The 21725-nt window shown below is 35.3% G+C and carries 21 protein-coding genes; 14 read left to right on the forward strand and 7 right to left on the reverse strand.

Annotation, left to right across the window (positions count from 1 at the left end; genetic code table 11):
• Positions 1-463: 463 nt before the first annotated feature.
• From HNS38_RS17170 to accC, 3 genes are read right to left on the reverse strand one after another with little or no spacing between them, the layout of a single operon-like run.
• Entirely contained in the window at positions 464-2005 is a 1542-nt protein-coding gene (locus tag HNS38_RS17170; RefSeq protein ID WP_172283748.1) for an acyl-CoA carboxylase subunit beta, read from the reverse strand.
• A 26-nt stretch (positions 2006-2031) separates the two neighbouring features.
• On the reverse strand, positions 2032-2538 hold the full coding sequence (locus HNS38_RS17175) for a biotin/lipoyl-containing protein (protein WP_172283750.1): 507 nt from the start codon (positions 2536-2538) through the stop codon (positions 2032-2034).
• A 20-nt stretch (positions 2539-2558) separates the two neighbouring features.
• Positions 2559-4067, reverse strand: a complete 1509-nt coding sequence (gene accC / locus HNS38_RS17180) for an acetyl-CoA carboxylase biotin carboxylase subunit (protein ID WP_172283753.1) — start codon at positions 4065-4067, stop codon at positions 2559-2561.
• Between the two features lie 293 nt (positions 4068-4360).
• Between accC and HNS38_RS17185 the strand changes: the two genes are divergently transcribed.
• From HNS38_RS17185 to HNS38_RS17255, 14 genes are all read left to right on the forward strand, one after another.
• Positions 4361-4765, forward strand: a complete 405-nt coding sequence (locus tag HNS38_RS17185) for a c-type cytochrome (protein ID WP_172283755.1) — start codon at positions 4361-4363, stop codon at positions 4763-4765.
• A 61-nt stretch (positions 4766-4826) separates the two neighbouring features.
• Entirely contained in the window at positions 4827-7232 is a 2406-nt protein-coding gene (locus HNS38_RS17190) for a heavy metal translocating P-type ATPase metal-binding domain-containing protein (protein WP_172283757.1), read from the forward strand.
• A gap of 177 nt (positions 7233-7409) precedes the next feature.
• Complete coding sequence (gene ccoS / locus HNS38_RS17195; protein ID WP_172283759.1) at positions 7410-7607, forward strand: cbb3-type cytochrome oxidase assembly protein CcoS; 198 nt, start codon at positions 7410-7412, stop codon at positions 7605-7607.
• A gap of 2 nt (positions 7608-7609) precedes the next feature.
• On the forward strand, positions 7610-9730 hold the full coding sequence (gene ccoN, locus HNS38_RS17200) for a cytochrome-c oxidase, cbb3-type subunit I (protein WP_172283761.1): 2121 nt from the start codon (positions 7610-7612) through the stop codon (positions 9728-9730).
• A gap of 55 nt (positions 9731-9785) precedes the next feature.
• Positions 9786-9992, forward strand: coding sequence for a CcoQ/FixQ family Cbb3-type cytochrome c oxidase assembly chaperone (locus HNS38_RS17205; RefSeq protein WP_172283763.1), 207 nt, complete (start codon positions 9786-9788; stop codon positions 9990-9992).
• 11 nt (positions 9993-10003) lie between these two features.
• On the forward strand, positions 10004-10576 hold the full coding sequence (locus HNS38_RS17210) for a cbb3-type cytochrome c oxidase N-terminal domain-containing protein (protein WP_172283765.1): 573 nt from the start codon (positions 10004-10006) through the stop codon (positions 10574-10576).
• Between the two features lie 132 nt (positions 10577-10708).
• Complete coding sequence (locus HNS38_RS17215) at positions 10709-11494, forward strand: SCO family protein (RefSeq protein ID WP_172283767.1); 786 nt, start codon at positions 10709-10711, stop codon at positions 11492-11494.
• A gap of 1 nt (position 11495) precedes the next feature.
• Positions 11496-13121: a cbb3-type cytochrome c oxidase subunit I gene (locus tag HNS38_RS17220; protein WP_172283769.1), complete on the forward strand. Its 1626-nt coding sequence runs from the start codon at positions 11496-11498 to the stop codon at positions 13119-13121.
• A complete protein-coding gene (locus tag HNS38_RS17225) occupies positions 13121-13744 on the forward strand; it encodes a cytochrome c oxidase subunit 3 (protein ID WP_172283771.1) in 624 nt (207 codons plus the stop codon). Before HNS38_RS17220 ends, HNS38_RS17225 begins: the two co-directional genes overlap by 1 nt.
• Before the next feature lie 2 nt (positions 13745-13746).
• Positions 13747-14049 (forward strand): cytochrome C oxidase subunit IV family protein, encoded by a 303-nt coding sequence (locus HNS38_RS17230; RefSeq protein WP_172283773.1) that lies wholly within the window; start codon positions 13747-13749, stop codon positions 14047-14049.
• Positions 14050-14076: 27 nt separating this feature from the next.
• A complete protein-coding gene (gene coxB, locus HNS38_RS17235; RefSeq protein ID WP_172283775.1) occupies positions 14077-14988 on the forward strand; it encodes a cytochrome c oxidase subunit II in 912 nt (303 codons plus the stop codon).
• Between the two features lie 6 nt (positions 14989-14994).
• Positions 14995-15852 (forward strand): protoheme IX farnesyltransferase, encoded by an 858-nt coding sequence (locus HNS38_RS17240; protein ID WP_172283778.1) that lies wholly within the window; start codon positions 14995-14997, stop codon positions 15850-15852.
• Positions 15853-15954: 102 nt separating this feature from the next.
• Positions 15955-17205 carry a formylglycine-generating enzyme family protein gene (locus HNS38_RS17245; RefSeq protein ID WP_172283783.1) on the forward strand — a complete coding sequence of 417 codons (1251 nt, stop codon included), beginning with the start codon at positions 15955-15957 and terminating at the stop codon, positions 17203-17205.
• A 726-nt stretch (positions 17206-17931) separates the two neighbouring features.
• On the forward strand, positions 17932-18594 hold the full coding sequence (locus HNS38_RS17255; RefSeq protein WP_216663768.1) for a transposase: 663 nt from the start codon (positions 17932-17934) through the stop codon (positions 18592-18594).
• 170 nt (positions 18595-18764) lie between these two features.
• Here HNS38_RS17255 and HNS38_RS17260 read toward each other — a convergent pair whose 3' ends face one another.
• The 4 genes from HNS38_RS17260 to HNS38_RS17275 form a co-directional block, all read right to left on the reverse strand.
• The gene (locus HNS38_RS17260; protein ID WP_172283785.1) at positions 18765-19640 is read right to left on the reverse strand and encodes a cation diffusion facilitator family transporter; all 876 of its coding nucleotides are present in this window, start codon (positions 19638-19640) and stop codon (positions 18765-18767) included.
• Entirely contained in the window at positions 19633-20268 is a 636-nt protein-coding gene (locus HNS38_RS17265; RefSeq protein WP_172283787.1) for a class I SAM-dependent methyltransferase, read from the reverse strand. The genes HNS38_RS17260 and HNS38_RS17265 overlap by 8 nt, the downstream gene beginning before the upstream one ends.
• A gap of 47 nt (positions 20269-20315) precedes the next feature.
• A complete protein-coding gene (locus HNS38_RS17270; protein WP_172283789.1) occupies positions 20316-20738 on the reverse strand; it encodes a MarR family winged helix-turn-helix transcriptional regulator in 423 nt (140 codons plus the stop codon).
• 399 nt (positions 20739-21137) lie between these two features.
• Positions 21138-21632 carry a hypothetical protein gene (locus tag HNS38_RS17275; RefSeq protein ID WP_172283791.1) on the reverse strand — a complete coding sequence of 165 codons (495 nt, stop codon included), beginning with the start codon at positions 21630-21632 and terminating at the stop codon, positions 21138-21140.
• Between the last annotated feature and the right edge of the window lie 93 nt (positions 21633-21725).

Here is a 21725-nt window from a genome sequence, read left to right on the forward strand (position 1 = left end):
CTCGGGAGAGCTGTGTTACTGGTATCTATTGCTACTAGTCATATGCTTAAGAGTAACACAAGTCTCCTGACTTGTAGTTTTGTTTTCAGATAAAAGGTCACAGCTCAGGAGAGCTGTGTTACTTGCATCTATTGCTACTAGTCATATGCTTAAGAGTAGCGTAAGTCTCCCGACTTGTAGTTTTGTTTTCAGATAAAAGGTCACAGCTCGGGAGAGCTGTGTTACTGGTATCTATTGCTACTAGTCATATGCTTAAGAGTAGCGCAAGTCTCCCGACTTGTAGCTTTGTTTTCAGATAAAAGGTCACAGCTCGGGAGAGCTGTGTTACTTGTATCTATAGCCACTGGTCATTTGGTTAAGAGTAGCTCAAGTCTCCCGACTTGCAGCTTATGTCGGGGTAATAAAAAAACACAGCTCATGATAGCTGTGTTACTAATATATCAAAAACAATATTTATAATTCCCTACAAAGGAATATTCCCATGTTTTTTAGCAGGATTTACCTTCGATTTGGTTTGGGTCATTTCTAAAGCCTGAATCAATTTCTTTCTGGTTTCTTCTGGCTTTATAATTTCATCAATATAACCCATTTGTGCTGCTTTATAAGGGCTGGCAAAATTGTCGCGGTATTCTTTTACGGCTTTTGCTTTTTCTTCCTCATTGAGTTTGCCTTTATAAATGATATTTACGGCACCATCAGGTCCCATAACAGCGATTTCAGCAGTGGGGTAGGCGAAGTTCACGTCGGCTCCAATATGCTTGCTCGACATTACATCATAAGCACCACCATAGGCCTTGCGAGTAATAAGTGTGATTTTTGGAACAGTGGCTTCTGCAAAGGCATATAGTAATTTAGCACCGTGCTTAATGATTCCGCCAAATTCTTGAGCCGTTCCGGGTAAGAACCCAGGTACATCTTCTAAGGTGATGATAGGAATATTAAAAGCATCGCAGAAACGTACAAAGCGAGCCGCTTTTGTGGAAGCATCAATATCTAAAACACCAGCTAACATGGCAGGCTGATTGGCTACAATACCCACCGGTTTACCGGCCATCCTGGCAAATCCAATGATGATATTCTTGGCATAATGGGGTTGGATTTCGAAGAAATGCTTTTGATCCACCACAGAATGAATCAAATCCATCATATCATAAGGCTTGTTAGGATCGGTAGGTACCAATTCATTAAGCGATTTGTCTAGTCTATTTACATCATCGGTACATACTTTCACTGGAGGATCTTCCATATTATTCGATGGCAAGAAGCTCAATAGCTCTCTCAGCATCATCATGGCTTGCTCATCGTCATCAGCAGTGAGGTGTGCGACACCACTTTTGCTATTATGAGTCATGGCACCACCCAGTTCTTCTTTGGTTACTTCCTCGTGAGTTACTGTTTTAATCACTTCTGGACCAGTGACAAACATATAACTGGTTTCTTTCACCATCATAATGAAATCGGTTATGGCTGGAGAGTAAACAGCACCACCAGCGCAAGGGCCTAGGATTGCAGAAATCTGAGGAATCACACCAGAACTCATCACGTTGCGGTAAAAAATATCGGCATATCCAGCTAAGCTTTCAACGCCTTCTTGAATACGAGCACCTCCGGAATCATTGAGACCTAAAACAGGAGCCCCCATTTTCATGGCCAAATCCATTACTTTAATAATTTTATCAGCATTGGTGCGGCTTAAAGAACCACCAAAAACGGTAAAATCTTGAGCAAAAACGTAAACCAATCTGCGATCTACTTTACCATAACCCGTAACTACACCGTCGCCTAGGAATTTGGATTTATCCATATCGAAGTCGGTGGTTTTGTGGGTCACAAACTTGTCCAACTCTACAAATGTTCCCTTGTCCAGCAAGTCAGCTATGCGTTCACGAGCAGTTTTACGTCCTGCCTGGTGCTGGCGATCTATTCTGTCCTGACCTCCTCCGAGTTCAGCTTCTTTGTTATTTTTATCTAATAAGTTGAATTTTTCTTCTCTTATCTTGTCCATTTTTTCTTTTTTAAATCAGTTTACAGCTATTCTACAATCACTAATGGTTGATTACTATCAATGGCATCACCTTCTTTTACTAAGATTTCTTTTACCACACGGTCCACTTTTACTTTGTATTCGCTTTGCATCTTCATAGCTTCAACAATAACAACGGTGGTTCCTTCTGGAATTTCATCTCCCACCTTAACTGGGATACTCACCACTTTACCAGGCATTGGACTGCTGATGGCTTTATCTCCATCATCGGCATCTTCGCCACCGCGGTTCATTAAATATCGAGTTTCGGCATCAATAATACTGATGTCAAAGGTCTCTTCATAGGTATTCACTGTAAATTCTTTGGCATTATTTCCTTCTACCAATTCCACATTATAGGAACGGTTGTCTTTTAGGATGGAATAAACACCTTTTTCCACTTCCAATACATCAAGATTGTATACTTTTTCATCAACCTTAATCTGGATTTTGTTTCCATCGCGACTCATCAGCTTCACTTTAGCATAACGTTCGCCTACTTTTACTTCTAACATAATTTTTATTTAGGTTGAAATTATAATCTTAATATACTTCTCTTTCTTCCGAAGTCTTTCCAGTTCTTGGCCATATTTTTCTTGATGGGTTCTGGCTGCATTTTATCTAATTTATCTGTGTAATTAATAAATGCAGTAATGATGGCCACGTCCTCATTATCGCCCTCATAAACCGGTTGGGTCATAAGGAAGTCAAAATTATCCTCAACAAAATGAGTGTTATATTTCCCATTAACAAAATCAGGGGTTTCCATAATTCGTTCTAAGAATTTCATGGAAGTTTTAATGCCTGTAATCTTATAATTATAAAGGGCTCTTCTCATTCTTTCAATGGCTTCTTCACGAGTTTCAGCCCATGCAATCAGTTTCGAAATCATAGGGTCATAAAATATAGGGATTTCAAATCCTTCATAAACATAGCCATCATGACGAATGCCAAGACCTAAAGGTTCGCTCATATGCTTGATGACTCCAGGGCTAGGCATGAAATTATTTTCGGCATCCTCCGCATAAATTCTACATTCTATGGCATGACCATTTTGACGTAGTTCTTCTTGTTTCAGTTTAAGAACTTCATTATTGGCAATATTGATCTGCTGTTTCACCAAGTCCACTCCAACTACTCTTTCAGTAATGGGATGTTCCACTTGAAGTCTGGTATTCATTTCTAAGAAATAGTAATTCAGGTCATTATCGGTAATAAACTCAATTGTACCTGCACCTGAATAATTTACTGCCATGGCAGCTGCCACTGCATGTTTTCCCATTTCTTCTCTTACTTTTGCAGTCATAATAGGAGAGGGCGTTTCCTCCACTACTTTCTGATGTCTTCTTTGTACCGAGCATTCTCTTTCAAATAGGTGAACGGCATTTCCATGGTTATCGGCTAAAATTTGGAATTCGATATGGTGAGGTGAATCAATATATTTCTCAATATAAACAGCATCATTGCTAAAAGAATTCAAGGCTTCGGAACGAGCAGCTCTAATGGAACTTAAAATCTCAGATTCTTTCTTCACCAACCTCATTCCTTTACCACCACCACCAGCAGAGGCTTTAATCATCACCGGAAGGCCTATTTCATGAATGGTTTTAATGGCTTCATCTTCGTCAACAATAGGTTCAGTCGTACCTGGCACTACTGGAACACCAGCAGCAATCATCTTTTTACGGGAAGTGATTTTGTCTCCCATGGTATTTATCGCATGAGAATCGGGTCCGATAAATACAATACCTTCTGCTTTGCATCTATCGCTAAATTCTGCATTCTCTGATAAGAAACCATAACCAGGATGTATAGCATCAGCTCCTGATTTTTTAGCTACATCAATAATTTTGTCAATAACCAAATAGCTTTCAGAGGAGGGTGAGGGGCCAATGTGATAAGCTTCATCGGCATATCTCACGTGCATGGAAGAACGATCGGCATCTGAAAAAACAGCAACTGATCGAATATCCATCTCGCGGCAGGAACGCATTACTCTGATGGCAATTTCACCCCTGTTCGCGACAAGTACTTTTTTTATCATATTTATAAAGTATTTTCTTCACTACAAAAGTTGTAGCAAAATAGGTTTTAAGAAAATAGGTTGTTTATATAGGTTTTTTGTGCGGTAAAGATAAATAATTTTTTATTTTATTCTTATTTAGTCTAAATAGGTCTGCGTTTTTTTATAATATTTTAATAGAATTTTTTTGACAAAACCATATGTTACTGATATTAAGTGTGATATCAAAATACACAATTTATATGTTTTTTTAGATGATTGTTTTACCTTTGTACCACGTTTAATAGGAATTAAATTACTTAAATAATACAAAAATGAAAAAATCAATTAAAATTCTTTTCAGTCTAGCTTTGGTTTTGCCAATGATGGCATTTGCTATGATTAATAACCCAAATGATGCTACGAATATGAATCCTGTTGGGGATGATATAGAAGCTGGAAAAGCTTTATTCCAAGCTAAAGCATGTTTTGCATGTCATGGCATGAATGCAGAAGGAAATGCATTAGGTCCAAATATGACTGATAATTTTACAAAACATGGTTGTAGTGAAGAAGAGATTATTAGTGTTATTAATAAAGGTGTTGCTGGAACAGCAATGGTCCCTTACGAGGCACAGTTAAAACCAGAGGAAGTTAAAGCATTGGCTAAGTTTATAGTTAGTTTAAAAGGTTCTAATCCTGCAAATGCAAAAGCTGCTGAAGGCGAAGAGTGTAAATAATTGAAAAAAATAGAATAAGAGCGAATATGTTTATCATCAACGTATTCGCTCTTTTTTGATCATGGCAAAAGAAAACCAAAAATGTATTCACTGTGGTGAGGATTGCGGTAAATACCCCATTATGTGGGAAGAGAAACCATTTTGTTGTAATGGTTGTAAGACAGTCTATCAATTACTCAATGAGAATAAACTCTATACTTATTATGAGATGGAGAAAAATCCTGGAGTTAGAGTGGATGAGCCTGAATTTGGGACTAAATTTGCTTACCTTGATGATGAAACAATAAAAGAAAAGCTCTTAGAATTTAAAGATGGCGATTATTCCAAAATCACGTTTTATATTCCCGCTATCCATTGTAGCTCTTGTATTTGGCTTCTAGAGCATTTAAACACCTTAAACTCTGGAATTACCTATTCCATGGTAAATTTCGTTAAAAAAGAAGTGAGTGTCACTTTTAAGGAGGAACTCATCAGCCTTCGGCAAATTGTTGAACTTTTGGCCAGTATCCATTATACACCAATGATTACTTTGGATAATATGGATAAAAAATCGGCGAAAAAAGAAGACCGAAAACTACTTTTTAAATTAGGGGTAGCTGGTTTTGCCTTTGGTAATATTATGCTTCTAAGTTTTCCCGATTATTTGGCTGGAGAACAAGGAGTAGAGCCTGCTTTGCAACGATTCTTTAATTTCTTAAACCTATTGTTCGCCCTTCCTGTACTCATTTATAGTGCCAGAGACTATTTGCTTTCTGCATACAAGAATTTGGTTCATGGAGTCATCAATACTGATTTACCCATTTCAATCGGTATTATTGCACTCTTTAGTCAATCGACCTACGAAATATTAAGTAATAGTGGTACAGGCTATATGGATTCTTTTGCAGGTTTCATTTTCTTTTTATTGATAGGGAAGTGGTACCAAAACAAAACTTATCAAGCCCTAGCTTTTGATAGAGATTATAAATCTTATTTTCCCATTGCTATTACCAAAATTGTTGATGAAAAAGAAGAAGTTACACAAATAAAAGATTTAGTGGAGGGTGATAGAATACTAGTTCGCCACCATGAGTTGATTCCTGTGGATGCTACTTTAGTTAAAGGAGTAGCCAATATAGATTATAGTTTTGTTACTGGAGAGACAAATGCGGTGAACAAGTTAGTGGGAGAACCTGTTTACGCAGGTGGTAAACAGCTTGGAGCAGCACTTGAATTAACCGTGAATAAGTCTGTAGACCAGAGTAGTTTAACGAAACTCTGGAATCAGAGTGAGGGTGGCATTATTCCTAAGCAAACGCTTAATAATATGGTGGATAGAATCAGTAAATGGTTCACCATTATTGTAATTAGCTTGGCATTAATTACCATGATTGTTTGGTTCTTTATTGATGCGCCCCGAGCTGTTTCTATCTTCACGGCTGTGCTTATTGTAGCCTGCCCATGTGCTTTGGCTTTGTCTATTCCTTTTACCTATGGAAATAGTCTTCGTATTTATGGAAAACGAGGGTTCTACCTCAAAAATAGTCAGGTGATAGAGAATCTATCAAAAATAGATACTATTGTATTTGATAAAACCGGAACCATTACCCAAAGTAATGCTTTGGATATCAATTTTAATGGAGTAGAGCCCACTAGAGAACAATTATCATTTATTAAAAGCATAGCTCGTCAATCTACACATCCTTTGAGTGTTGCATTATATCAGCATTTAAGTAATTTAGATTCACATTATGTGGATTCCTATAAAGAAATAGCTGGAAAAGGAGTGGAGGGCTTCATTAATCAGCAAAAAGTAAAGATTGGATCTGCTGTTTATATTGGCGCTGTTGTAAAGCCAGCCGACGAATTTATGTCTAGAGTATATATTTCTATTAATGATCAATATTTAGGCTACTTCAGTTTAGAAAATAAATATAGAGATGGGCTCACGGAAATTATCTCTCAACTCAAAAAGAAATATGAGGTACATCTTATCTCAGGTGATAATGAAGGCGAAAGAAAACGCTTAATGCATTGGTTTAAGGATAATAAATATCTGCACTTCAACCAAAAGCCAGCTGATAAATTAGATTATATCAGAGCCTTACAAGCAGAAGGGAAAAATGTATTAATGATTGGTGATGGACTCAACGATGCAGGAGCACTCAATCAAAGTAATGTGGGTATTACCATTGCCGACGATATTTATAATTTCTCACCAGCATGCGATGGCATTATGGAGTCTGGTAAGTTTAAATCCTTATATCGATATATCAGATTTTCGAAAAGCAGCATACGAGTGGTGAAAATTAGCTTTTTGATTTCTTTGCTTTATAATTCAATAGGATTAACTTTTGCGATAGATGGTCTGCTAACCCCAATTGTTGCAGCAATTTTAATGCCTGTTAGCTCTGTTACAGTAGTGGTTTTTGTAACTTTAGCTACAAATATTAGTGCCATGATATCAGATCAGAAAAAATTGGCTTAATTGATTTATTCTAAATAAAATACTGAAATTCAAATATATACATCTTTTGCTCTATTCTAGCTATTTAGGTACCTAATTTATTTTTAAGGTAAATGGATTTGATGTGACAAATTTTTGTTATTTTTAACAAAATATTTATACATTTGCGATTCAGGAATCGAAATACCTAAATTATTTATGACCATTTTATTTGTATTAATTACAGTAAGTTCGTTTGTGGCGGGGATTTTTCTCATCGCATTTATATGGGCTGTAAAATCGGGACAATTCGACGACTCGTATACTCCATCTGTCAGAGCTCTATTTGACGATGATGTGGTTCCTGAAAATTCAACACCAGAAATTAAAGATTCATCAAATAATGAAAATGAGTGATTATGGAAAATCAAAAATTTAGCTATGACAACAAGATAGTGAGGCTGTTTATGCATGCCACTATCATTTGGGGTATAGTCGGGATATTAGTAGGGCTGCTGATAGCTTTACAGCTTCCTTTTCCCGCATTTAATTTCGAACTGTCGTTTTTGACATTTGGTAGAGTAAGACCTATCCATACCAATGCCATTATTTTTGCATTTGTAGGAAATGCCATCTTTACGGGAGTTTATTATTCAATGCAAAGGCTATTAAAAACAAGAATGTTCAGTGATGCGCTTGGACGTTTCCATTTCTGGGGATGGCAATTGATCATTGTAGCAGCTGCCATTACTTTAGCTCTTGGATACACCATGAGTAAAGAGTATGCAGAACTAGAATGGCCTATCGATTTGGCTATTGCAATAGTTTGGGTTGCCTTTGGTATTAATATTACAGGGACCTTAATTAAAAGAAGAACCAAACATATTTATGTGGCTATCTGGTTCTATATTGCTACTTGGACTGCTGTAGCATTACTTCATGTTGTTAACTCTATTGAAATTCCAGTTTCATTATTCAAATCTTATCCTGTATATGCCGGTGTTCAAGATGCGGTAGTACAATGGTGGTATGGTCATAATGCAGTTGCATTCTTCCTTACTACTCCTTTCCTAGGATTAATGTATTACTTCTTACCAAAAGCAGCTAATCGACCTGTTTATTCTTATAAACTATCTATTATACACTTCTGGTCATTAATATTCTTATATATGTGGGCTGGTCCTCATCACCTTTTATATCAAGCTTTGCCAGATTGGGCACAAACTTTAGGCGTTGTGTTTAGTATTATGTTGATTGCTCCTAGTTGGGGAGGTATGATTAATGGTTTATTAACTCTACGTGGTGTATGGGATAAAGTAAAAGAAGAACCTATTCTGAAATTCTTTGTTGTTGCGGTTACTGCATATGGAATGGCAACATTTGAAGGGCCTTTGCTTTCCTTAAAGAACGTAAATGCCATCAGTCACTTTACTGACTGGACACCAGCACATACTCATATTGGTGGTATGGGTTGGAATGGGTTATTAACATTCGGTATGCTTTATTGGTTAGTACCTAGATTATATGGTGTTAAAATCTTTAGTAAAAAATTAGCCAATACACACTTCTGGATTGCTACTATTGGTATGTTATTCTGGGCTATCCCTATGTATTGGGCTGGTGTCACTCAAAGTTTAATGTGGAAAGAATTCAATGATGAAGGTATGTTAGCTTATCCTAATTTCTTGGAGACTGTTATCCAGATTGTACCACTCTATATCACAAGAGTTTTTGGTGGCCTTCTATATATGATTGGTTTCTTAATGATGATGTATAACTTGTATAAAACGATGGCTATTGGTAATTTCATCGGAGATGAAGAAACTAGTGCGCCTGCTTTACATGTAGAATCAGAAAAACGAGTGGCGGGTGAAACCATTCATGGGTGGTTAGAAAGAAAGCCTGTTCAGTTTACTATATGGGCTGTTATTGCAGTTGCTATTGGTGGTGCCGTTGAAATCATTCCTATGATTACAGTCAAATCTAATATTCCAACTATTGCAACAGTAACGCCTTATTCTCCTTTAGAATTACAAGGTAGAGATATTTATATCCGTGAAGGTTGTTATAACTGTCACTCGCAACAAGTAAGACCATTCCGTTCTGAAGTAGAACGTTATGGAGATTATTCTAAAGCTGGTGAATTTGTTTATGACTTCCCATTCCAGTGGGGTTCTAAGCGTACAGGTCCAGATTTGGCACGTACTGGTGATATGAACAGTAAAATGTATAAATCTAGTGCTTGGCATTATAACCATATGATGGACCCATCTAGCACATCTCCAGGTTCTTTGATGCCTTCTTATCCATGGTTATATGATACAAAGATTGATAATAGTAGCTTAGAGCGTAAAATTGAAGTGATGCAATTCCTAGGTGTTCCATATCCAGAAGGATTTGCCCAAGAAGCCATAGGTCATTTGCAAACTCAAGCACAAGACGTAGCAAAAGACATTCCTGGTGCTAAAGCCGATACTGAAATTATTGCTTTAATTGCTTATATGCACAAAGTAGGAAGTGGTATCTCTGCAGAAAAATAAATAGAAAATCAATTGGGAGAAGCGAAACCTTCTCCCAATTTTAATTGAATACTATATGAAGCTTGCAATAAAATATTTAAGTGACATTGAAGGAATAGGAATGACACAATCCATATCATTTGTGTTTTTCTTTGCCATATTCTTGGCTATTGTATATTACGTTTTTAAAATGAAAAACTCTTACTATACTTCCATAAGCGAAATGCCACTTAAAGATGAAATTGATTCGTATTCAGATAATGAAATGATTAAAGAATTATAAAGATTATAGATATGAGCGACGATGTAAAATATCAACAAGGAAAAGTGATTGATAGCCATGAATTTGATGGTATTCAAGAATTAGATAACCCACCACCACCGTGGATCATGTATGTGTTTTATCTTAGTGTATTATTCTCAATAGGTTATTGGATTTATTTCCATATGACTGATGCAGGACCTCTGCAAGAAGATGAATTTAGGCAAGAAATGGCCATCGAAGCCAAAGCACAAGCTAAGCGCGTTGCAGCTGCTCCTCCTGTTTCTACAACTGCTTCTACCGACCCAGCTGACTTAGCTGCTGGTAAAGAACTTTTTACTGGCAAAGCTTGTTTTGCTTGTCATGGTATGAATGGAGAAGGGAATGCAATTGGGCCAAATCTGACAGATCATTTTTCTATTCATGGTTGTGATTTCACAAAAACCATAGCTGTGATTAAGAATGGAGTTCCTGCAAAAGGAATGACACCTTACAAAGATCAAATGACTCAAAAACAAACCGAACAATTGGCAAGTTATGTTTTGAGCCTTGTTGGATCTAATCCTGCAAATGCTAAAGAAGCACAAGGAACAGAATGTAAGTAGTGTTCCTGTTAAATAGGTGTTAAAGTACTAGCGGATGAACATGCTTTTTTGTTCATCCGTTTTTTTTTGCATTTCTTTGTAATGTTTATTTAGTCTAAATAATCGCATATATAGAATAAAAACAAAAACTAAATGAAAATCAAACTAATAGGCTTCGTTATTTTTGCCTCGTTATTTAATTTTCTAAATGCTCAAGAAAAAATAGCCATTGAAAATACCACGCAGATTGGTATTTACGAGCATTTGGATACTTTGATGTCAAAAGACATCTATTTGGTAGATCGGGACAGTAATAGTGTTCAACTTACCAGTCTAATCGACAAACCCACCGTTTTCTGTTTCATCTACTACAATTGCCCAGGTTTATGTTCCCCATTATTGGGTGGCGTTGCTGACGTGATTAATAAAACAGATTTAGTTTTAGGAGAAGATTATCAAGTTATAACTATTAGTATGAACGAAGATGATTATCCTTCACTAGGTGCGAAGAAAAAAGATAATTATGTGAAATCATTTACCAAAGAAGTAAATGATGAGGCTTGGATTTGGTTAACAGGTGATAGCTTAAACATTGCAAGAGCTAGTGATAACTTAGGTTTCAAATTTAAGAGAGAAGGTAAAGATTTTGTACATGCTGCAGCTATCATGGTAACTAGCCCTGAAGGAAAAGTAACTCGCTATTTGCATGGAACTTACTTTCTTCCTTTTGACCTTAAAATGGCTATTGTTGAAGCCAGTCAGGGCATTTCCGGCCCAACCATTAACAAAGTTCTTGAATTTTGCTTTAGCTACGATCCTCAAGGAAAAAAATATGTATTTAATATTACAAAAATATCGGGAAGTATCATTATGGCCTTGGCTTTATTGTTATTCCTTGTTTTAGCATTTAAAAAGAAAAAACCAAAATCAACACAGTAATATGGATGACAATGTTACATCAAAGCCTCAATTAAACTTTTTTGAGGACACTGGGGGCCGAAAAGGAATCTTTAAATGGATTCTATCAACGGACCATAAGCGAATAGGACTGCTTTATTTCTATTCCATTATCTCCTTTTTTATGGTAGGAGTAGCACTTGGTCTTTTAATGAGATTAGAGCTGTTAGAGCCTGGAGGTCAATATATTGATGCCAATACTTATAACAGTGCTTTTACACTGCACGGCGTCATCATGATTTTCCTTTTTATTATTCCTGGAATTCCAGCAGTATTTGGGAATCTAATCCTTCCCATTATTATTGGAGCTAAGGATGTAGCTTTCCCGAGAGTTAACCTTTTATCGTGGTACTTATATGTAATTGGTGCCTTTTTTGCCCTTTCTACATTGGTATTTGGTGATGGACCAGCTGATACAGGCTGGACTTTCTATGCGCCCTATAGCGTGAATACAAGTACAAACGTGAGCATGTCAGTATTAGCAGCTTTTATCTTGGGATTCTCCTCTATTCTAACGGGGCTTAACTTTTTGGTCACCATGCACCGAATGCGTGCACCAGGAATGACATGGATGCGTATGCCACTATTTGCTTGGGGGCTTTATGCCACAGCTTGGATTCAGCTATTAGCTACTCCAATTGTGGGTATCACTTTATTAATGATTGTAGCAGAGCGGTTTTTAGGCGTTGGTTTATTCGACCCTTCTTTAGGAGGTGACCCGATTTTATATCAGCACATGTTCTGGATATATTCCCACCCTGCTGTTTATGTAATGATTTTGCCAGCTATGGGAGTGATTTCAGAAATCATTCCAACTTTTTCTCAAAGAAAGATTTTTGGATACAAAGCCATTGCTTTTTCTAGTTTGTTTATTGCTTTTGTAGGATACACTGTTTGGGGACACCATATGTTCACCTCAGGAATGAGTGGTTCTGCTCGAATTATTTTCTCTATTCTTACCTTCATAGTGGCTATTCCTAGTGCTATTAAAGTATTCAACTGGTTGGCTACCATGTATGGTGGTTCTATCGATTTAAAACCAGCTATGCTCTTTGCACTTGGATTTATTTTCCTTTTCCTCATTGGAGGTTTAACAGGTTTGGTGGTTGGAGCATTAGCAACTGATGTGCACTTACATGATACCTATTTTGTTGTGGGGCACTTTCATTATGTGATGTTTGGAGGTACTGGATTTGCCTTTATTGCAGCATTATACTATTGGTTTCCTAAAATTTATGGGAAAATGTATGACGTAAAACAAGCTACCATTGCATTTTGGGTGATGTTCACTGGTTTCAACATCCTTTATTTTCCAATGTTAGTTGTTGGAATTATGGGAATGCCAAGAAGATATTATGACTATTTACCTCAGTTCCATGTTCCCAACATTATTTCAACAGTAGGAAGTTGGATATTGGTAACTGGTCTCATCATGGTCATTATTAATTTCTTTAAGGCCAAGAAAATAAGTGCAGAAGAAGCTAAAAATCCTTGGGGAGGTTTAACTTTAGAATGGACTGTACAATCACCACCTACAGTATTGAATTTTGATGAAATTCCTACTGTAACAAGTGGCCCTTACGAATATCAGAATAAGGAGGAAAGATAATGAGTTCAGAAGCTTTACAACACGCTCATGACGAGCACCGCGACGATGCTGCCTCAAAATTAGGAATGTGGTTATTCCTTTTTACTGAGTTGCTATTATTTGGAGGACTATTCTTAGTCTATTCTATATACCGAAACATGAATATGGAGGATTTTCATGCAGGTTCGGCACACCTTGATATTTTTATCGGAGCTATTAATACAATAGTATTAATTACAAGCTCTGCAACTGTTGCTATTTCTATTACTGCAATTCAAAAAAAACACTATCGCCTAGCTAAAGGATTATTGTGGTTTACCATATTAGCAGCAGGTGTTTTTATGGTGAATAAATATTTTGAGTGGGGACATAAGTTCGAAATTGGATTATACCCTGGAGGAGATATGTTTGAAGCCATGCCTGGAGGAGAACGCCTATTTTTTGTGCTTTATTATTTCATGACAGGTCTACACGGGTTGCACGTGATTATTGGAGCTATTATCATTGGTTTTGTGATTAAGGAAATTAATCAAGGAAAACAAACCTACGATAATTTCGCATTTCATGAAAATGCCGGATTATATTGGCACTTGGTCGATTTAATTTGGATATTCTTATTCCCATTAATGTACTTAATTATCTAATTATGGAAAACAATAAAAATAATCACGAAGAAGATCATCATATAGTTAGTTACGCTGCTAACCTGAGAGTTTGGGTAGTATTGCTTATATTGACTTGGTTAACCATTACTGTAGCTTATTTAGATTTTGGTAATATGGCTGTTGCTATAGCTTTATTAATTGCCACCTTTAAAGCTGGAGTCGTATTGGCCTATTATATGCATTTAAAATTTGACAGTAAGTTGCTTACTGGGTTGTTATTGGTAACTGTAGCCGTTTTTAGCTCTTTTATTATACTTACATTTTTAGATTACGCATATAGATAGAGAATTAATAAAGAAATAGATAGAATTATGAATAATGTTTCGAATTTTGTAGAAGGTGTTGATATGGCTTTTATTGTCATATTGGGGATTTCGCTCTTCTTCTTGGTAGCCATCACCGTGGTGATGGTATATTTTGTTATCAAGTTTAGTAAGAAAAATAATCCAAAACCAAGAGATGTTAAAGAAGATATGCGTTTGGAGGTTTTATGGACAGTGATTCCTACTATATTGGTATTCGTCATGTTTTATTACGGATGGGTAGGATATAAGGGAATGAGAGAATTTCCTGATGATGCCATTCATATCAAAGCTACCGGAAGAATGTGGAGTTGGTCATTTGAATACGATAATGGAAAAGTAAGCCCAAATCTTATTATGCCAACCAACAAACCTGTAGTGCTTGATTTATTTTCACCTGATGTATTGCACAGTCTATATATTCCGGCTTTTAGGGTGAAAGAGGATGTAGTACCTGGTGTAAATAATAAAATGTGGTTTGAAGCTTATGAGGAGGGTTCCTATGATATACTTTGTGCTGAATATTGCGGAGAGCGTCATAGTTTTATGTTGAGTAAAGCTGAGGTGGTAAGTCCTGAAAAATATGAGGAATGGTATGGTGAGGATCTGAGTGGTGCGAGTCCGATAGAAGCTGGTTTACAAGTTTTAACCGCCAACGGCTGTATTGCATGTCATAGTTTGAATGGTACTCGTTTAGTGGGCCCCAGTTTTCAAGGTTTATATGGAGCAGAAAGAAACATCACCTTTGCAGATGGCAGTAAAAAGACAGTAACTGCTGATGAAGAATATATTAAAAAGTCAATATATGATCCCAATTCAGAGGTAGTAGATTCTTATCCAAAAGTGATGATCTCATACAAGCAAACTATTAGTGAAGACCAGTTGAAACAAATTAATGCCTACTTAAAAAGTATTAAATAAATGGTAATGAAAAAGTATCTGAAGTTATATATGGAGTTGGCTAAAGTGAGAATCACCTTTGCTGTTACATTAACTACTTTTGTGGGCTATTATATGGTTGATGCTAAAGTAGATGCAACATTATGGTGGGTATTGCTTGGGATTTTTCTTTTAGCTAGTGGCTCTGCTGCTTTAAATCAATATCAAGAGCATGAGCATGATGCTAAAATGGATAGAACTAGAAATCGTCCAATACCATCTGGAGCTTTATCTCCAACACATGGTTTACTTGTGGCGCTTATTCTTTCTGGAACTGGCTCGTTTTTACTCTTTTGGGCTTCTGGAATTGAAGCTATGCAACTAGGATTATTAGCATTAATATGGTATAATGCTTTCTACACACCTTTAAAAAGGAAATCTGCCTTTGCAGTAGTGCCAGGTTCTGTTATTGGTGCTATTCCGCCGATGGTTGGTTATGTGGCTGCGGGAGGTTCTTTATTAGACCCTCAAATCTTAGCTTTTGGTTTCTTTATGTTTATGTGGCAGATTCCTCATTTCTGGCTATTGGTCATGAAAAATGGAGCAGATTATAGTAAAGCTGGTTTTCCAACCATCTCAGATATATATAATGAGAATCAATTGAAAGGAATTACCTATGTGTGGACAGCAGCCACAGTGGTGAGTAGTTTATTACTTCCTTTGATGCACGTTTTCAATAGTGTAACATTAATGATATTATTAACGTTCTCCTTAGTCGTGATGTTAGTTGCATTTTCTAGAATATTCAAAGAAGAATATTCTAGAAAATTAATCTTCAAATACTTTATGGGGATTAATGTATACCTCTTGTTTATTCTAGGATTGATTATTGCTGGAGTGGCGTAGTAAACAAAAAAAATAAAACAAAAAACCATGGCCATTGTCATGGTTTTTTTGTTTTTATATTATTCCTTAACTTGCGTATTATTTTCACCATTCCACAATTATATGAAACCTGTAAATCTGATAATTCTATATTTGACCATCTTTGCTATTGGTATGCTCACAAATTCTATTTTTGCTCAAGTACTTTTTGTTAATATCGATGTTGAGCCAATAGATGCCGAAGTGTATATTGATAATCAATTATGCCATCCTCAAAATGGTCCTCTAGAACTTACTAAAGATAAGCACATACTTAAAATTGAAAAAGAAGGCTATTTCACCATAGAAGAAGAAATTAAAGTAACCAAGAAGAGTGTTTATTTTAATTATTCCCTTATTCAAAATCCTGACGTAGTCATTATTCGAAGCACCGAAAATGCGAAAGGCTATTTACGATTAAAAACAGATTCTGATGCTTCAATATTGATTAATGACTCCCTATACAGCAGTTTTAACATCTTAGCGTTTGAAAAACAAGAATTGAATATTAAAGCTTGGAAGAAAGGTACTGATACAATAGCAAAGTATATTGAGATAATTGAAGGAGATACTCTCACATTAGAACTTTTCCCTAAAAAACAACTAAGCCTTGAGAATCTAAATTTAGAAATGGTTTTGGTGCAAGGGGGTGGTTTTATCATGGGATGTGAAGGAAGTAAAGAAAATGCTCAATTACATTCGGTAGAATTAGATGATTTTTATATTGGTAAATATGAAGTTACTCAGTTTCAATGGGAAATGGTAATGGGAACGAATCCTAGCCAATCCACAGGTGATAGACTTCCAGTTGAAAATGTGAGTTGGGAGGATGTGCAAAAATTCCTCAAATTACTAAATGGCTTAACTCAAAAAAAATACAGGCTACCTACAGAATCGGAATGGGAGTACGCTGCCAGAGGAGGCCATAAATTGAGTTCAGTACCTTTTAAATATAGTGGTGGAAATTCCATCAACAATTATGCTTGGTACTGGAGAAACTCTGGTGACAGCATTTTGACAACAAGGTTTAGTAATGAGCAATTAAAAGATAATAATTGTAAGGCAAAACAGGTAGGAGAGTTGGATGCTAATCAATTAGGAATTCACGATATGTCGGGGAATGTATGGGAATGGTGCAGTGATTGGTATGCAGCTGGGTATTATAAAGAATCTCCATTGAAGAATCCCCAAGGGCCTGAGACAGGAAAAACTCGAGTTTGTCGTGGGGGAGGCTATACTAGCAAAGCGAGCTTCTGCAGGAATGGTTTTCGCTTTTCTTTTCCACCCACACAATCGTATGACTATTTAGGCTTTCGACTGGTTTTGGAGAAATAGTTAACCTATAAATGATACAATTGGTATTATTAGAACATTCATTACCAAAAGGCATATAAATTCTCATTCTAAAGCAAGTTTTAAACAAACTTAAGCAATTCGTTATTTATCTAAAGTCTATCAAATTACATTCTGCATTCTAGTTCTTACCCCCTATAAGAGGCAAGCCTGATTTTGCAATCACTAAAGCTATCTTTAGTAACTATTTGACTACAGCTTTAATACCAATTATATTACCATATTACTGATATATTTTGTGTATTTGAAGAAAGGGAAAACGAGCAGAAATATTAATTACAGAGAGTTTATCAAAGCTAAACTACAAGTATAAAAAGTGTAAAAATTACCGTAAGAGGCTGCGAATAATGAGCCTAATCCCAACCAAAAAGAAGAAGTATAAATCAAGAGAAGAATTATCAGATTTTTTAGGACTAAGCCCTAAGACATTGTATAGTTGAACTATGGTGTATAAAGAATTTGGGATAGAAAAAATGTTGGTCATTTCAAATGGCGGAAAGCGCAGAGAAGTTGTTCCCAGTCATATTCAAAAAGATTTAGAGGCAAAATTGAATAATAGCACCGATCCCTTGCTAAATTACAAGGGTGCCGTTGAATGGGTGAAAAATGAATTCAATATTGAATTGAAATACAATATATTTAGGATGTATTTGATTAGGAATTTTCGGAGTAAGCTTAAATCTCCAAGAAAATCTCATTATAAAAAAAATGATCAGGCCACTAAGGCCTTTAAAAAAACTACCAGCCTTACTAAATGATATTAGAATAAGTCTAAATAAAGATAGATCTGATTCTGTTAATCTTTACTTTCAAGACGAGAGTAAGTTTGGTTTAATGACCCATGTAGGAAGATGCTTCACAGCAAAAGGAATTAAGTCAATAATAAAATATCAACATGCCTTTAAAAATACATATTTATACGGAAGATTTTCATCGATAGGTGGAGGCTATTTTATTTATGAGATAGAAGGAACCACTAGTGAGATATTCTATAATTATTTACTTGAATTCTCGAAGTACAAATCTAAAGAACTAAAGATCATAATTATCGATAATGCAGGATTCCACTCTTTAAAACAATACGATACTCCAGATAATATAAAATTGATTAGAATTCCGCCCTATACACCTGAACTAAACCCTTCAGAAAAGATGTGGGCCTATATCAAACAATTCTATAAAAATAAAGTCTTTAATAATCTCGATAATACTAAAAAATGGTTGTATGATTTTGTTAAGAATAATATCAACAACATCAATGTAAAAAGCATAATGCACACCGACTTATATAATGATGCATTTGTCGGGTGTTTGATATTTAATTGGTATAAAGTGAAAGACGAAACATTGCTCAACCAAACTGGATTATAGGTTCAATATTTTAATTAAGGAAGTAAATACTCTCCTAATTCTCAGTTATAGGTGGATGAACCTTTATTTTGTATTTTTTTTCTTAGAATATTTAAAGGTTATTAGTTGTTTTTCAAAAAAAAGAGTTTTACGATGCTAACTTTTGCTATCCTAAGTTTCTAGCTTTACTTTTAATCAGCATCATGTTCAAAGCTTTTAGGTTCAATATGAATGGTGGTTATCATATTCATTAAATCTTTTATTTTATTCTCAATTTTAGTTGCAATTAAATGGGCATCCCAAACACTCATATTATTGTCCACTTTTATATGAAAAGTGAGCTCTTGACTGCTCACATAATTATGAATATGAAAGTGATGAGCATAATAATTCTTATTATCAATTTCTTTTATTATTTGCTCAATTTTCGTTATCAATTCTTCGCTTGGCGTTTCTCCTAATAATTTGTTTATAGCGTCTTTAATAATTTCATAGGCGGCATAAAAAAGCATACCTGCAATGATGATGCCTAAAACGCTGTCGATCCACCAAAATCGATCTGCAAAAAATATACCAATAAGAACGACTACAGAAGATAATGCATCTGTGCGGTGATGCCAGCCATCGGCTTTTACAGAGAGATTGTTTGTTTTTTTAGCCACATAGAATGCATATTGAGCCAAACCTTCCTTAAGTACTATAGATATAATGGTTACCACAATTGCCAAGGTTCCAAAGTTTGCACTTTCTTTGGTATTAAACTGAAAAATAGAATCTTTAAAAAAGTCAAAAGCAATTAATGCCAAAAGGAACCCGATAAATATAGCGGCAATCTGTTCCCATCTGCCATGGCCGAAGGGATGATCTTTATCTGCTTTTTTGGAAGAAAGTTTTATGCCTAGAATGACAATAATGGAGCTCATTGAATCTGATAAAGTATGCCATGCATCTGCTGTTAAAGCAATAGAACCAGATACGATTCCAGCCCATAATTTCAATCCGAAAAGTCCTGTGTTTACCAGTATCGATATGATTCCTTCTAAATAACCTGCTTTATTTTTATCCATTTTTAGCTTCTTTTTTTGCAATAATAAATGACAATGGAATTTTGTCCTCAATTATTATTTCTTTTATTATGATAAATCCTTCGTTTTTAATAAAGTCTCTATAACTAGCAATAGACCATTTGTTTGCAGCCTTAAAACCAGATAGAGACATAAAAGTAGAAACCATTCTACTTTTAATATTTTGTCCATGACAGTAGGTTGGCAAAATTACTCTCCCTTCTGATTTCATTACTCTTTTTATTTCCAATAATGCTTCACTGGCTTTGGGTATTAAATGAAATACATTAGAAGCGATGACTATATCAAATACCTCTTCAATACTATCTATTTCTTTGGCAGAGCCAAGTTTGAATTTAATATTTTGAATATTATTTCGTTTCTGTTTTTTAAGCGCAATATCAATCATGGCTGGAGCATAATCGGTGGCTATTATCCTTTTTACTTCTGTGGCAATAGCAAAAGAAATGATTCCGGTTCCAGTTCCAATTTCCAATACTTCATCATTATTTTTTAATTCCTTTTTAATGAGGGCTATGGATTTGTTATAAGTATTCTGTGCATATTTAGCAATGAACTGGTCATACTTTTTGGCAAAGGAATTCCAATATCTATTCTGAAATGCTTGCATAATTAAATTGGTCTATATTATTAGTTATAGCTAACTATTTATTGTATTTATATAATCGAAAGAATGGCTTTGTTTAAAAGAACTATCAAGATTTCTTTTTCAGATTCGGTTAGACCATCGGTTAGTTGCTTGGCAAACTGCATATGTAAATCAGTATGTAGATGTGCTGCTTTGTCGCCCTTTTCAGAAAGATGTACATGTGCTGAACGTCTATCATTATCTGATTTTACTTTTTTTATAAAACCATTCTCTTCAAGTCTGTCGAGCATTGCAGAAGTAGAAGCCTTTGAAATTTCAAGTTTTATTGCTAGTTCTGATAAGGTAGGGTTTTCAATTTCATGAATCAGTTCTATGCAGTGGAGTTGCTTAATGGTTAGGTTCTTTAAGTCAGACTCCTGTTTGATTTTTTCTTCCAGCTGTTCGCTTTTATTGAGTATGATATTTACTAATCCTTCTATGCTGTACATCATGTTTTTTATGCAAAAATACGAATATAGTTAGACAGCACTAACAATAAAATCAAATATTTTTCTTTGACTATAATCAAAACTCATTTTACAAGGCAACTCGTCCTACAAAATTGAATTTTTTATTTAGAGGCATGATGCTATGAACCTATACCTATTTTATAAGATAGCCTCCTCTAATACCGATGCTATGAAATAGATAAAATGATAAATAGAATAGTACGCTGTACCTTGGAAAGAAATTGTACTTGGTTCTGAATGTTTTAATAAATACAAACTACAGATGCTCATCTTTAGGAATTTGGTGCAGCGCACCAATCTATTTATAAAAAGCATGCTCATGTTTTTTATTGAGCTGCGGCGCAGCGTTCTGTAAATACAACTAAGCAATGATTTCCAAATCTATTTTAATTGAATACTCAATCGGAAATTGCTTTTTGGTGCCATATGGAAAAACACTTCATCGCCATCTTTACAGCTTTCAAACAACTCTTTGTCCACTCGAAATCTAGTATTTTCAATGATTAAACTGTAGTGTATAAAACTCTTCATTGGATTATTGTGTGGTAGGGTAGACCTATTACCACTTCCGGCTTCATAATCTGTTTTGGACTCTTTTCTTTGTATGGTTTTAGGTATTAGTACTTTTTCATTATTTCTAATATCAATTAAATATTTTCTATTCATTTGATAATTAATCAGAATTGAGATCGCAAACATAGCTATGAGGGTAAGAGCCATAAACTCATTTTTTAAAGGAGTATCAAGCAAAAAGAAATCAAGAATAGCAAGAACTAAAAATGAACCAATCATAAAAAAGAAAAAGGGGATGATATAGCCCATCCTACATTGGTATTTTAAGTCTTTAATGTCTTTTGATGATAATTGTCTTTTCATTTTTATTAAGTTTCCATTTGAAACTGCCAATTATTTTGAACCCGAGTTCGATTATAAAAACAGAGCTAATTGATCGTCTTTCTCCATATCATA

It is taken from the genome of Lentimicrobium sp. L6 (assembly GCF_013166655.1).
In the GTDB taxonomy this organism is placed as follows: Bacteria; Bacteroidota; Bacteroidia; order Bacteroidales; family UBA12170; genus UBA12170.